11 protein-coding genes are annotated in these 14,103 nt (G+C 68.7%); 7 read left to right on the top strand and 4 right to left on the bottom strand.

Features of this window, described 5'->3' with window-relative positions; all coding sequences use genetic code 11:
- Positions 1 to 72: 72 nt before the first annotated feature.
- The 3 genes from D7X55_RS22975 (at position 73) to D7X55_RS22965 (ending at position 5,016) form a co-directional block, all read left to right on the top strand.
- Positions 73 to 1,626 (top strand): amidohydrolase family protein, encoded by a 1,554-nt coding sequence (locus tag D7X55_RS22975; protein WP_121724192.1) that lies wholly within the window; start codon positions 73 to 75, stop codon positions 1,624 to 1,626.
- Between the two features lie 125 nt (positions 1,627 to 1,751).
- Positions 1,752 to 3,107 (top strand): hypothetical protein, encoded by a 1,356-nt coding sequence (locus tag D7X55_RS22970; protein ID WP_233610005.1) that lies wholly within the window; start codon positions 1,752 to 1,754, stop codon positions 3,105 to 3,107.
- 118 nt (positions 3,108 to 3,225) lie between these two features.
- A complete protein-coding gene (locus D7X55_RS22965; protein ID WP_121724190.1) occupies positions 3,226 to 5,016 on the top strand; it encodes an FAD-dependent oxidoreductase in 1,791 nt (596 codons plus the stop codon).
- Positions 5,017 to 5,022: 6 nt separating this feature from the next.
- On the opposite strand, the gene D7X55_RS22960 is transcribed toward D7X55_RS22965, so the two are convergent.
- From D7X55_RS22960 to D7X55_RS22950, 3 genes are read right to left on the bottom strand one after another with little or no spacing between them, the layout of a single operon-like run.
- Complete coding sequence (locus D7X55_RS22960; protein ID WP_121724189.1) at positions 5,023 to 5,919, bottom strand: bile acid:sodium symporter family protein; 897 nt, start codon at positions 5,917 to 5,919, stop codon at positions 5,023 to 5,025.
- Between the two features lie 22 nt (positions 5,920 to 5,941).
- A complete protein-coding gene (locus D7X55_RS22955) occupies positions 5,942 to 7,384 on the bottom strand; it encodes an aldehyde dehydrogenase family protein (RefSeq protein ID WP_121724188.1) in 1,443 nt (480 codons plus the stop codon).
- A complete protein-coding gene (locus D7X55_RS22950) occupies positions 7,374 to 9,014 on the bottom strand; it encodes an acetolactate synthase large subunit (protein ID WP_121724187.1) in 1,641 nt (546 codons plus the stop codon). Before D7X55_RS22950 ends, D7X55_RS22955 begins: the two co-directional genes overlap by 11 nt.
- Positions 9,015 to 9,115: 101 nt before the next feature.
- On the opposite strand from D7X55_RS22950, the gene D7X55_RS22945 reads away from it, so the two are divergent.
- Positions 9,116 to 10,000 carry a LysR substrate-binding domain-containing protein gene (locus tag D7X55_RS22945; protein WP_121724186.1) on the top strand — a complete coding sequence of 295 codons (885 nt, stop codon included), beginning with the start codon at positions 9,116 to 9,118 and terminating at the stop codon, positions 9,998 to 10,000.
- On the opposite strand, the gene D7X55_RS22940 is transcribed toward D7X55_RS22945, so the two are convergent.
- Positions 9,997 to 10,407, bottom strand: a complete 411-nt coding sequence (locus tag D7X55_RS22940; protein WP_158626410.1) for an MAPEG family protein — start codon at positions 10,405 to 10,407, stop codon at positions 9,997 to 9,999. The two genes, D7X55_RS22945 and D7X55_RS22940, sit on opposite strands and share 4 nt — an antisense overlap.
- A 100-nt stretch (positions 10,408 to 10,507) precedes the next feature.
- On the opposite strand from D7X55_RS22940, the gene D7X55_RS22935 reads away from it, so the two are divergent.
- The 3 genes from D7X55_RS22935 to D7X55_RS22920 all read left to right on the top strand — a co-directional run.
- Complete coding sequence (locus tag D7X55_RS22935; protein WP_233610004.1) at positions 10,508 to 11,089, top strand: biotin transporter BioY; 582 nt, start codon at positions 10,508 to 10,510, stop codon at positions 11,087 to 11,089.
- 38 nt (positions 11,090 to 11,127) lie between these two features.
- A complete protein-coding gene (locus tag D7X55_RS42950) occupies positions 11,128 to 12,015 on the top strand; it encodes a hypothetical protein (protein ID WP_147470176.1) in 888 nt (295 codons plus the stop codon).
- A gap of 829 nt (positions 12,016 to 12,844) precedes the next feature.
- A partial coding sequence (locus tag D7X55_RS22920; RefSeq protein WP_121724184.1) for a DNRLRE domain-containing protein occupies positions 12,845 to 14,103 on the top strand: 1,259 nt, incomplete at its 3' end.

The following is a 14,103-nucleotide window of genomic DNA, read 5'->3' as shown; positions in this document are numbered from 1 at the left end:
ACGCGCCCCCAGCCCCGTCCCTACCTTCAAGGCATTGGGGCCACAGGGGCCTGTCGCCACGGGAGGCGCGCCATGAACACCGGAGCATCCGAGCCCACCGCCGCAATCCCCCGCTACGTGCTGGAAGGCCGGGTGGTGACGCTCAACTCCCGGGACGAAGTATTGGAACGGGGGCGCGTCCTCGTCCGGGGCTCCCGCATCGTCGCGGTCGAGCCAGCGGGCGGACCGCTCCCTGAATCCTTCCGGGACGCCCCCCGAATCGACACCGGGGGGACGCTGTATCCAGGGCTCATCGACCTGCACAACCACTTCGTCTACGACGTGCTGACGCTGTGGCGGGTGCCCAAGCGATACCTCAATCGCACCCAGTGGCCGCGTCACGCGGACTACGCCCCGCTCATCTCCCTGCCCATCCGCGTGCTCGGCGGGCATGCGCCCTCCGCCCGCGCCGTCGTCCGCTACATCGAAGCCAAGGCGCTGCTGGCCGGCACCACCACCGGCCAGGGAATCCGGACGCGTGTGTCTGGAGGCGAAGCGCTCTTCCGGGGCGCCATGCGCAACGTCGAGGAGCCCGACGACGACCGCCTGCCCGCGGGCAGCACCCGCGTGATGGACCTGCATGACGACGCCCAGGACATTGAATCCTTCCGCGACGCCCTGAAGACCCACGCGGCGTATTTCTATCACCTGGGCGAAGGCGTCGATGACTACGCCCACCGCCGCTACGCCGACCTGGCCGGCCATGACCTCATCCAGCCCTCACTGGTGGGCATCCACAGTCTGGGATTGCAGCGCCCGGACCTGGACACGATGGCCGCGAAGGACGCCAAGGTCGTGTGGTCTCCGTTCAGCAACCTGCTGCTGTATGGGCAGACCCTGGCGGTGTCGGATCTGCTCGGCGCGGGCGTGACGTTCTCGCTGGGCTGTGATTGGTCACCCACCGGCAGCAAGAACCTCCTCCAGGAGCTGAAGGTCGCCCGGCATGAAGCGGCGCGGCAGGGCGTCTCCCTGCCCTCGCGGACGCTGGTGCGCTCGGTGACGTGTGACGCCGCCCGGGTCGCTGGCTGGGAGACGCAATTGGGCACGCTGCGCGCCAACGCACTCGCGGACATCCTGGTCATCGAGGGCACGGGCGGCGACCCCTATGACACGTTGATCTCCGCCACGGAGAAGCAGGTGCGCCTGGTCATCGTGGATGGTGTGGCCCGCTACGGAGACCGCGCGCTGATGGAACCGCTCGCCTTCGACCCGATCCATCCCTCCGAGCCCTGGACCCTCGACGGCGTCGAGAAGTCGTTCTACCTGTGGGCCGACGATTCCCCGCTCAACGACCTGGGCTTCGACGCGGCGCGCTCGGTCCTTGATGAAGCCATGGCGGACCTGCCGGACTTCCGGCGGCGGATGGAGCTCGCGACGCGCGACCGGCCGGGCCCGGAGCCCTTCGAGCTCGTGCTCGACAATGAGCCGCAGGACGTCCTCGCCACCGTCACCGACGTCGGACAGGTGGCCGGGCGGATCAAGCTCGACGCCCCCATCGTGGGCGGGGCGGACTACTGGGAGCTCCTGTCCGCGCAGCTCAACCTGGACGACACGCTGAAACAGGAGCTGAGGTCGGACTACGCGTGAAGCACGTCCGGGGTGGAGCCCCCGGAAATAAATGTCCCTGACGGCGTAACCCTGGTGCGGCGGCAGCACCGGACGGCTCGGAAGGGACATCTCGAATGAATCACAGCGCGCGGAAGGCTGGATGGGTGGCACTGCTGGCGGGTGCCCTGCTGGTGGGCGGAGGGGCTTGCGGCGGCGATGACGGGCCCCCGGACGAAAACCCCTCCCCGGACGGAGGGACGCAGGCCGACGCCGGGACGAAGCTCCCCGCCGAGGAGGGCCGGGCGCTCGCGGTGTCCAATGGCGGGCTCGTCGTGGTGGGCTCCACGAAGGTGAACCTGGCCACCACGGGCGTGGACCTGCTCGTGCGGCGCTACACGGCCTCCGGTGAGGTGGACACGGCGTTCGGCACGCAGGGCTCCGTGGTGCTGGATTTCGAAGGGCCCGCCAAGGGCCCCATCTCCGGCCAGCGCGAGCAGGACGACCGCGCGGACACGGTGGCGGTGCTGACGGATGGCAGCATCCTGGTCGCGGGCTTCGCGCGGGGCGGCAACGCCACGAATTCGCGCGACTTCGCGGTGGTGAAGCTCAAGCCCGACGGCCAGCTGGACACGAGCTTCAACAAGACGGGCCGCTCGCGCCTGCACTTCGGCGAGGACAACGCCGTCAACTTCGTGGGCACCCTCCGCGGCATCCTGCCCCTGGAGGACGGCCGCTTCTACGCCGGCGGCTTCCTGACCAAGTCCGACGGGCTCGATGAGGACTTCGCGGTGATCCGCTACAACGCGGACGGCTCGCTCGACACGACGTTCAAGTCCGCGGGCAGTCCGTCCGGCAGCTGGATTGGCGGCGCGTACACGGACGCGGAGGCCGTGCAGGGCATGGCGCTCCAGGGCTCCAGCGTCGTCCTGGGCGGAGGAGATCACTTCAAGGCCGTGCGCATCACCGCCAGCGGCAGCCAGGACCTGACGTTCGGCACCAACGGCCTCGCGAAGAGCGAGGGCGGCCAGGCCCATGCATTGGTCGCGCGTCCGAACGGCGGCTTCCTGCTGGCGGGCTCCGATCAGGACGTGAAGGTCGGTGGCGAACCGCACGGCGTGCTCAAGCTCGTGGCGTACACGGCGGACGGCAAGCCGGACGTCACCTTCGGCCCCGCGGGCGTGCGGCAGCTCACCGCGCCGGCGGGAGTCCTCGACGTGGTGGACGTCAGCGGCGTGCGCATCCAGGCGGATGGGAAGGTGCTCGTCTTCGCGGACGTGTACGCGAAGCCCGTGCTCTTCCGCCTCCAGGCCAACGGCGACCTGGACACGTCCTTCGGCACGGACGGCATGGTGCGCTGGCCGGAGACGCAGCTGGCGGTGCCGCTGTTCGTCCGCGCCACCACCGGCCCCAAGCTGACCGTCCTGGGTGACAAGGCCTTCGTCACGGACGCGAACGTCTACTCCTCCGGGTTCTTCCCAGACGAGAACCCACGCGTGCTGCTCAAGAGCACGGGGCTGTAGCCCCCACGCCAGGGAAGACTGGAACGGTGTCGGGCCCTGGACGTCCGCTCGCCTTCCGGGGTCATCCGCCATCCGAAAGGCACCCGCTAGCGTTCCTCCTTCATCCGGGAGGAACGCCATGCCTGAGGTCATCGTGGTGGGAGGAGGCGTCGCGGGGCTGACGGTCGCGCACGAGTTGGCGGAGCGCGGCCACGAGGTCCACGTCTTCGATTCGCGAACGACGTGGGGCGGCAAGGCCCGCTCCCAACCGGTGCCTGGCACCGGTACCGGGGGAAGGAGCGACCTGCCCGGGGAGCATGGCTTCCGCTTCTACCCGCGCTTCTACCGGCACGTGGTGGACCAGATGCAGCGGACTCCGGCCGCCGGAGCCCCGGGCCGGAACGTGGCGCAGCACCTCCAGGCCACCACCGAGAGCGCCGTGGCGATGGTGGACGAGGACACCTGGTATCGCTTCGCCCGCAGGCGGCTGGAGCGGCCCCATGACGTCTGGGAGGCGTTGCAGCTGTACTTCCAGAAGCTGAACCTGAGCGCGGTGGACGGCGGCTTCTTCGGCCTCAAGATCCTGCAATTCCTCTCATCGAGCGACGAGCGCCGGCAGGGGGCCTACGAGAACCTGGCGTGGTGGGACTTCATCGAAGGGGACCGCTATGCGCCCCGCTTCCAGCGCCAGATGCGCGCGCTGCCGCGCACGATGGTGGCCATGGATCCCCGGCGCGGCTCCACGCGGACGCTGGGCACCATCTTCATCCAGCTGCTGCTCGACTTCGCCACCAGCGAGGTGAACAACGACCGGACCATGGGCGGGCCCACCAGCCAGATGTGGCTGGAGCCCTGGGTCGCGCACCTGCGTGGGCTGGGCGTCCAGTTCCACGAGGGCGTCCGCTGCACAGGGCTCGACGTGGCCAACGGGCGCATCTCCCAGGTCCACTTCGACGATGGCCAGGCGCGCACCGCCGGCCACTACGTGCTCGCGGTCCCCATCGACGCGGCGCAGGGCCTCATCACGCCGGAGCTCGCCGCGCTGGACCCGGCGCTGGCGCGGCTGCGGCTGGCGGACGTGGACCGGCTGGTGGAGTGGATGGTCGGCATCCAGTTCTTCCTCTACGAGGACGTGCCGCTGGTCCGGGGCCACACCTTCTACGCGGACTCCCCGTGGGCGCTGACGTCCATCTCCCAGCCCCAGTTCTGGCGCGAGCTGGGGCTGTTCCGGCAGCGCTACGGGGATGGCCAGGTGGGAGGCTTGCTGTCCATCGACATCTCGGATTGGGACACGCCCGGCACGCTGGTGCGCAAGCGCGCGAAGGACTGCACGCCGGAGGAGATCAAGACGGAGGTCTGGGCCCAGCTCAAGGCCGCCCTGAATGGCCGGGACGCGGATGAGCAGGTGCTGACCGACAGCCTCCTGCATTCGTGGCACCTGGACTCGGACCTGGACTACGGAGCCGGCCTCCCGCCAATCAATTCCTCACGGCTGCTGGTGCATCCACCGGGCTCCTGGGAGATACGGCCCGAAGCCGCGAGCAGGATTCCCAACCTCTGCCTCGCGTCGGACTACGTCCGCACGAACACCAACCTGGCCACGATGGAGGGCGCGTGCGAGGCAGGCCGCCGCGCCGCCAATGCCATCCTGGAGCGGACGGGCTCCCGGGCCCCGCGCGCCGAAATCTGGGCCCTGGAGGAGCCTGCGTCCCTGGAGCCCTGGAAGCGCCTGGACGCGGAGCTGTACCGGCGGGGCCGTCCGCACCTCTTCGAGCTGCTGGGCTTCCGGTCCGCCCAGGCGGCGGCGGACCTGCTGCGCCGGGCCACCAACCTGGGCTTCTCCGGGGTCGATGAATGGATGGATGTCTTCCGCCTGGCGGGCGGGGTGGACGGGCTGCTGGAGCGCTTCACCAGCCCGTCGCCACGGTAGGTGCCCTCAGCCCTGGGCGTTTGACGGGGCGGGCACGGTCGCGGCCTGCCTGCGGGCGACCAGGGCGCCGAAGACTCCGGCGGTGAAGAACATGATGACGCTGTAGATGGCCGCGGGAATGGCCATCACGCCGTCATTGAGCAACCGGGGGCTGGAGGCGATGGCGATGGCCAGGGTGCCGTTGTGGATGCCCACCTCCATCGCGATCGCCACCGCCTGCTTGCGCTCGACACGCAGCAGGACGGGCACCACGAAGCCCACGGCCATGCTGGCCAGGTTGAAGGCCAGCGCCGCGAGCCCCACGCTCTGGAAGTAGGTGACCAGCTGGTCGCGCTCCTTGAGCGTCGCCGCCAGCACCACGAGCACCAGGAACAGCGCCGAGACGATGCGCACGGGCCGGTCCAGGCCATCCGCGAGCGCGGGCCGCTTCGCGCGCACCCACATTCCCAGCGAGATGGGCACCAGGACGATGCCGAACACCTGGACGATCTTGGCGAACTGCAACGGAATGGCGCGCTCCTCTCCCATGAAGTGCGCCAGGGAGAAGTTCACGATGAGCGGCAGCGTGAGCAGCGACAGCACGCTGTTGACCGCCGTCAGGCTGACGTTCAGCGCGACATCGCCCTTGGCCAGGTGGCTGAAGAGGTTCGCCGTCGCACCGCCCGGAGTGGCGGAGAGCAGCATCAAGCCCACGGCCAGCTGGGAAGGCAGCCCGAAGCCTGTCGCGATGCCGTAACAGACCAAGGGCATGAGCAGCGTCTGACAGCCCAGGCCCACCAGCGCCGCGCGCGGATACAACGCCACGCGGCGGAAGTCCGCGAGGGTGAGGCTCAGCCCGAGGCCGAGCATGATCACCCCCAGGGCAATCGGCAGGAACACCTCGGTGATGGCACTGCTCTGCATGGCGGGCCCCCAGCGAAAGCCTTTACTCTGCCAGAAAGTGGCGGAGCACGAGCAGCCGCACCTCCGTCATGTCCTCGATGGCGTACTTCACCCCCTCACGGCCCAGCCCGGAGCCCTTCACTCCGCCGTAGGGCATGGTGTCCACCCGGAAGCTGGGCACGTCGCCGACGACGACTCCGCCCACCTCCAGCTCGTCCCAGGCCCGCATCGCGCGTGACAGGTCCTGGGTGAAGAGGCCCGCCTGGAGGCCGTAACGGCTGTCATTGACCCGGCGCAGGGCTTCGTCGAAGTCGTGGAACGGCTGGAGCAGCACCACGGGACCGAAGGCCTCCTCCGCGCACAGCGCCGCGTCCTCCGGGACGCCCTCCACCACCGTGGCCTCCAGCAGCGCGCCGCGCCGCCCTCCTCCCGTCAGCACCCGGGCACCCCGCTCCACCGCCTGCTGGATCCAGCCCTCCAGCCGGCGCGCCGCGGGCTCGTCAATCAGCGGCCCGAGCGTGGTGGCCTCATCCCGGGGATTGCCCGCGCGCAGGGCCTTCGCCCGCGCGACGAGCCGTTCCCGCAGGGCGTCGTACAGCGACTCGTGCGCGAGCACGCGCTGCACCGAGATGCAGCTCTGCCCCGCCTGGAAGAACGCCCCCTGCGCGATGCGGTCCGCCACGAAGTCCAGGCGCCCGGCCTGGTCCGCGTCCACCACGCAGGCCGCGTTGCCGCCCAGCTCCAGCACCACCTTCTTGCGGCCGGCGCGGGCCTTCAAATCCCAGCCCACCTTCTCCGAGCCGGTGAACGACAACAGCTTCAGCCGGTCGTCCTCGATGAACGGCCCCACGTCCTCCAGGCGCGTGGGCAGGACGGAGAAGGCGCCTTCTGGCAGCGCTGTCTCCGCGAGCACCTCCGCCATGAGCAGCGCGCTCACCGGCGTGCGGTCCGACGGCTTGAGGACGAAGGGACAGCCCGCGGCGATGGCGGGCGCCACCTTGTGCGCCACCAGGTTGAGCGGGAAGTTGAACGGCGTGATGAACGAGCACGGCCCCACCGGCACGCGCTGGGTGAAGCCCCGGTAGCCCGCCGTGCGCTGCGACACCTCCAGACTCAGGACCTCGCCGCCTCCGCGCACCGCCTCCTCCGCCGCCGCCTTGAAGGTCTCGATGAGGCGGGTGACCTCCGCCCGCGCGTCGCGCAGCGGCTTGCCTGCTTCGATGCAGAGGGCGATCGCGAACTCCTCCGCCCGCTCCTGGAAGCGGCGCACGCAGTGCTCCAGCACCTGCTGGCGGGCATACGGCGCCAGCTTGCGCATGGGCCCCGCCGCGCGCACCGCCGCGGCGATGGCCTCCTCCACGGCGGCCGCGTCCGCCACGGCCACTCGCGTGACGACCTCCCCTGAATACTTGTCGGTGACGGGCAGCTCCGCGTTGGGCTGCCGGGGCCGGTTGGCCAGGTAGTACGGATAGCGTTCAGCCAGCATGGCGTTCCTCCAGGGGACCGGCACCGAGCGCCCGCGCGGTGTCCGTGTAATCAATGGGCAGGTCGATGACGTGCACGCCGCCCGACTCCAGGCAGCGCGTGAGCGTGGCGCCGAACTCGGTGGCGCTCGTGGGGCGGTGGCCGCGTGCGCCGTAGGCCTCCGCGTAGCGGACGAAGTCCGGGTTGCCCAGGGTCATGCCGAAGTCGGGCAGGCCCATCTCCTCCTGCTTCCAGCGGATCATCCCGTAGCCGTCGTCGCGCACGACGATGACCGTCAGGTCCAGCTTCAGGCGCACCGCCGTCTCCAGCTCCTGCGAGTTCATCATGAACCCGCCGTCACCGCAGACCGCCACCACCTTGCGGCGCGGGTGCACGAGCTTCGCCGCGATGGCGGACGGCAGCCCCGCCCCCATCGTCGCGAGCGCGTTGTCGAGCAGCAGCGTGTTGGGCCGGCGGCACCGGTAGTAGCGGGCGAACCACAGCTTGTACATGCCGTTGTCCAGGCACACGACGCCGTCATCCGGCATGGCGCGGCGCACCTCCGCCACGAGCCGCGCGGGGTAGATGGGGAAGCGGTCGTCCGCGGCGCCGCTCACGAACTGCGCGTCGAGCCCCGCCCTGGAGCGCTCGAAGGGCGTGAAGTCCCAGTGCGAGCGCGGGCCCACGCCCTCCGCGATGCGCCAGACGGCGTTGGCCAGGTCTCCCGTCACCTGCACCTGCGGGAAGTACACGGGGTCGACCTCCGCCGAGGAGAAGTTCAGGTGGATGACCGTGCGGCGGCCGTCGCGCATGACGAACGGGGGCTTCTCGATGACGTCGTGGCCCACGTTGAGGATGCAGTCCGAGGCCTCGATGGCGCGGTGGACGAAGTCGCCGTCGGACAGCGCCGCCGTGCCCATCCACAGCGGGTGGGTTTCATCCACCACGCCCTTGCCCATCTGCGTGCTGAAGAAGGGCAGGCCCACGCGGTCCACGAAGGCGCGGAGCATCTCCGACGTGAGCTTGCGGTTGGCCCCCGCGCCAATCATCAACAGCGGGCGGCGGGCCGAAGCGAGCGTCTCCACCGCCTGCGCGATGGACGCCTCGTCCGCCACGGGCCGCCGCGCGACGCCCGGCGACAGGGGCTGGGCCTCGGTGGACTCGCGCGCCACGTCCTCGGGCAGCTCCAGGTGGGTGGCGCCGGGGCGCTCCTCCTCCGCGCGGCGGAAGGCCTCACGCACCGCCGAGGGGACATGCTCCGCCGACACGAGCGTGCGGGTGGACTTGGTGAGCGGCCGCATCATTCCGACGACGTCGACGATCTGGAAGTGGCCCTGCTTGCTGACCTTGATGGGCTTCTGGCCGGTGAGCATCACCATGGGCATGGCGCCCAGCTGCGCGTACGCCGCCGCGGTGACCAGGTTGGTGGCCCCCGGCCCCAGCGTCGCCAGGCACACGCCCGCGCGTCCGGTGAGCCGCCCCTGCGTGGCGGCCATGAACCCCGCCGCCTGCTCATGGCGCGTGACGATGAGGCGCATGCCCGCGGTGCGCATGGACTCCAGCAGGTCCAGGTTCTCCTCGCCGGGCAGGCCGTAGACACAGCGCACGCCCTCGGCTTCGAGCGCCTTCACGAACAGATCCGATGCCTTCATGGGTCCCTCTCCTCAGGTGACGCGGAAGATGTACCCAGGGGCACCGATTCGTACATTCGTCTGTTTTCATCGAATCGATAGATGCTGTCTATGATGCCCCCATGGAGCTCCGGCACCTGCGCTACTTCTCCGCCGTCGCCGACGCGCTGCACTTCGGGCGCGCCGCGCGGCGGCTGCACGTCTCCCAGCCCACGCTGTCGCACCAGATCCACCAGCTGGAGGAAGAGGTCGGAACGCCGCTCTTCGAGAGGGCGCGCACCGGGGTGCGGCTCACCCAGGCCGGAGAGCTGTTCCGCACCTATGCCTCCCGCGCGCTGGAGGACGTGAACGCGGGGCTGTCCGCGGTGGGTGCGCTGCGGGGGCTCGCCACGGGTGCGCTGCGCGTGGGCTATCCGCCGAGCATGCGCGGGCTCGTGGTGCCGGCCCTGGCGGCGGTGCTGCGCAGACATCCCGGGCTGGCGCTGAGCGCGCAGGAGGCCGTGGTCCGGAAGCTGGAGCGGCAGCTGGCGGCCGGCAAGCTGGACGTGGGGCTGGGCTATGCGCCCGCGCGTCTGTCGGACCTGGACGCGGAAGCCGTCTTCGACAGCCGGCTGGCGCTCGTCGTCGCGCGGGGACATGCGCTGGCGGGCGCGGAGTCCGTGGGGATGAAGCAGCTCACGGAGGAGCCGTTCGCGCTGCTGTCACGCGGCCTGCGGGTGCGCGCGCGGGTGGACGCGCACTTCGCGGCGATGCGGTTCGCGCCCCGGGTGGCGCTGGAGTCGAACGCGGTGGCCACCGTGCTGGCCATCGTCCGCGCGGGCCTCGCCGTCACGGTGCTTCCCGAGCCACGGCTCACGGACGCGGAGCGGCTGGTGGTGAAGCGGCTGTCCCCCGCGCCCCGCTCGGAGCTGGCCGCGCTCCTCTGGCGCAAGGGCGCGCCGCGCACGCCCGCGGCGGAGCTGTTCGCGGCGGAGGTCCGGGCCCGGGCAAAGGAGGATGCGGGTTAACCCCAGGGCCTCAACCAGAGCACCCAGACCGACAGGCCCAGCTGCACGACCATCGTCAGCACCGCGCCGACCGCCTGGATGGAATGGGTGCGGAGCATTCCGAAGGCATGCGCCAGGCGCGCCACGAGCAGCGCACCGCCAAAGACATGCAGCGCCGTCGAGTTCCCACCACTCAGCTCCGCCAGCAGCAGAAGGATGAGCGTCACAGGCACCTGCTCGATGTTGTTGCCATGCGCGCGGATGGCGGCGCTCAGGCCGGCATGTCCTCCGTCCCCCCGGAACACCTTGTGCTTCGTGCGGACCCGGCTGACGTTGGCGGAGAGCACCAGCGTGAGCAGGGCATTGAGCGCGGCGTAGAGCGACGTCACGGGAACCAGGGAGAGCGTGCCGAGCAGGGGGGTCGTCAAAGCGAAGGCCTCCAACCACGAGAAGGCCGGGACGGTAGCCGTTTCATGAAGCCCGTGGGCGGCCCTTGCACGGGGGTGCGGCCTCACCGAGCATCGGCCCGTGTCTCACTCACCCCATCCCGTCCTGGCTGACCGCTTCGTCCGCACGCGCGCACAGGAGGCCCTGCTCGTCCTGGGCGCGGCGCTCTTCACCGCGTTGCTCGCCCAGGTCGCCGTCTCCGTGCCGGGCTCGCCGGTGCCCATCACGGGCCAGACGCTCGCGGTCATCCTCACGGCGGCCGCGCTCGGGCCCGTGCGTGGCACGGCCGCGCAGGCTGCCTATCTCCTGCTGGGGGCGGTGGGCCTGCCCTTCTTCGCGAAGGGCGCCAGCGGCTGGGGCGCGCTGACCGGCCCCACCGGCGGCTTCCTGGTGGGCTTCCTCCCCGCCGCGTTCCTCGTGGGCCTCGCGGCGCGCCACGGGTACGACCGGCGATGGTGGACGGCGGGTCCGCTGTTCCTCGCGGGCCAGTTGCTTGTCCTGGCCATTGGCGTGTCGTGGCTCCGCGTGAAGGCCGGGCTCGACTTCACCACGGCCTTCCAGAAGGGCTTCCTCCCCTTCATCCCCGGGGGAGTACTCAAGGCCGCCATCGCGGGCTTGCTCATGCCTCTTGCGTGGAAGGTCATGCGGCTTCGCGCGAGCTGAAATAGCCTGGTTCCAAGAATAGAGCAGCCACATGGTTTATGACGCCCTACCCCTCCCATGCCTGGATGAAGCATAAATCACACAACAGCAGCAAAAAAAAGCCAGTCAAACAAAACCACAAGGACCACACACAAATGACCGAAACCGCAAGCGACGAAGAAGTATTGGCGATTCAAAAGAAGGCTCTCCTTGACTTCCCCCACCTTCAGAAACTCCTTCCAGCTGGCTACCCGAGCACTAAGTTCGGAATTACAAGGGAGTCGATGCACGAATATGCTGGAGATCCATCACGCGGGTATTGGCATCGACTGAATTTGCCCTTAGCTCTACATTCTTATTGCGCCAACTCGAACAAGGACGTGCACACACTGATGAAAGGAGTCCTTTCGACGCTCGACGCATTCTGCGACAAATTCGCGCATTTGCCGGGCGCAGAGGGGCTTCTTCGTCCACTCTGGACTAATCCGTGGACCGTAGCGCCAGAAATCTGGTCAATCTTCGCCTGCGCACATATTGCATTGACGTATGCAAACCAAAGCGTGCAGGTGGCGGCATTTGAGGCAAAAATCGGCAATGGGCAGACAGACGCAGACATCGCCGTCAGCACTGCCGGCGGACTACTCCATGTCGAAATTGAAACTTACCACAAAGCCGAACTTGCCAATAAGACGGAAGCCGAAATCATCGCAGAACTTGAACACCGGGCAACGCTGAAATCGAACAAGAAGTTCAAGACCTTGCCAGCCAATGAAAACGGCGTCATCGCTATCGTCTGCGTGCTATCAGGCCAGGATGTCAGACAAGAAAAAACCATCACATCCTCGGCCAAAGCGCTAGGCACCTCAAAGAATATACATTGGATAGCCTGCAGGCTCGTCGGAGTGCGCGACGAGCGGGGGCTCCGCCCCACGATTCTGCCACTCTAGAATACCGCCGCGCACCCATCAGGGACTGACCGAAGCAGTGACGTTGAAGTCAGCTATCTCAAGCCAAGATCCTCCGTTTTAATTTATCCAACGATGCGGCGCGCAACTCAATCGAGTATGCGAATCATGTTCAGGCCAATCACAGCGAGCAAACCGAAGGAGAGGAAGTGAACAGCACGCCTGTCGTAGCGCGTTGTTACCCGCCGGTAGCACTCGAACTGGCTGATGAGCCGCCCGACGAGGCTGCGCTGGCGGTAGGCCTTACAGTTGAAGTGGACCAGCGCCGCTGGTCACGACAGTGAGGATGACAGGGTGATTATGGTGCGCATGGCACCTGCGGCGCACTCGGCGGTGGCTGTAGCCCTTGTCGCCAACGATGGCCGCGGGGCGCAGCCGAGGCCCCCGGTCCTAACCTTCCGGGCACGACACTTCGGTTCATGACAAGCTCGAAGGCGAGCGACTCATCCCGCGCTCCAGGTATCTGAGCAAAGGCGACAAGCTGTCCACGGCCTTCCAGAAGGGCTTTCTCCCCTTCATCCCCGGGGGAGTGATCAAGGCCGTCATCGCGGGCCTGCTCATGCCTCTTGCGTGGAAGCGCATCAGGCCTCGCGCGACCTGAAGCGGCGGTATTCGCGAAGCCCATGACACCGGCGTCCGCTGGACGTCCTCGCGTGCGTGCCGGTTCTGGCACGTTCCACCCTGGCGCAAGCGCCGCCTCGCCATGCAAGCGCCGGAAGTCACAGGAGAACCATCCCCTGGCGCAGGGGTTGCTCAAGGGATGCACGTCGCGCCGGAACGGACCGGCGCGCGTGCCTCCGAGTGCCATTGCATGCACCTCGCATCCCCGTGGAAGAAGTCCCTGCGCTCCCTTCTCATCGCACCGCTCGTGGCGGGGCTCGTCCCTGGCTGTGGTGGCGGCGAAGCACCAGCAGCGCTGGCACCACCGCCGACGCCAACGCGGATCCAGGCCACGCCGCTCCTCACGACGCCCACGCCCAAGCAGCTCATCCTGGAGCCGGAGGCGGACACCTACGTCCGGCCCTCCAACCCGACCACGAACTTCGGCGCCGCGCAGAACCTGTGGGTCGACTCCAACAAGGCGGAGACCTACCTGCGCTTCAACCTGAGCAGCCTCCCGGCCGGCGCCCACATCGCCTCGGTCATGCTGCAGGCCCTGGCCTTCGACGGTTCGGCCGCAGGAGGTGACGGCAGCGTCTATGCGCACCTGGTGCCGGACGACACCTGGAGCGAGACGGGCATGACCTGGAACAACCGGCCCGCCGTCACCGGTGACAGGCTGGGCTCCTGGTGGCTCTGGTACGCCAGCACCTCTCCCAAACCCTTGCAGGTGGGCGTCAACTTCGACCCGAAGCTGAAGGCGCCCGTGCAGCAGGCGCTGGACTCGGATGGATTGGTGTCCTTCCGGCTGATGTCCCCGGGCTACCACACGGTGTATCGCTCGCGTGAACACGGCGTCGCCAGCGAGCGCCCCAAGCTCATCATCAACTACTTCGAGCCCGGGGATCCGCAGGTGACCACCGACCTCCAGGTCGTGGCCCTCTACCCGCAGGCGGACGCGCAGGTGCTGGCGGGCAGCCCCACCACCAACTCCGGCAAGAGCATGACGATGACCGTCGACCGGACGGCGGCGGAATCCTTCCTGCGCTTCGGCCTGGGCAGCGTCCCGGTCAACGCGCAGGTGGTCGCCGTGTCCCTGGTGGCCACGGCGTATGACGGCACCGCGTATGACGACGCGGACGGCAACGTCTACACGCGGCTCGTCTCCGACAACACCTGGAGCGAGACGGGCATCACCTGGAACAACAAGCCCGCGGCCTCCAGCGACGACCTGGGCTCCTGGCTGCTGTGGAACCGCACTGGCCAGTACACGACCCAGGTGGGAATCAACTCCAGCCCGAAGCTGGTGGCGCCCGTGCAGCAGGCGCTGGAGTCGGACGGGATGATCTCCCTGCGGCTGGACTCGCCGGGGTACCGGACGCTGTACCACTCGCGCGAATACACGAACACGGAGGCCCGCTGGCCGCAGCTCATCGTCTCCTACTTCATCCCGCCCCCCTGCCCCACGCC

It is taken from the genome of Corallococcus sp. AB049A (assembly GCF_003668885.1).
Lineage (GTDB): Bacteria > Myxococcota > Myxococcia > Myxococcales > Myxococcaceae > Corallococcus > Corallococcus interemptor.
Note: the sequence above shows the minus strand (reverse complement) of the source record. Positions and strands in the feature narration are given on the sequence as shown.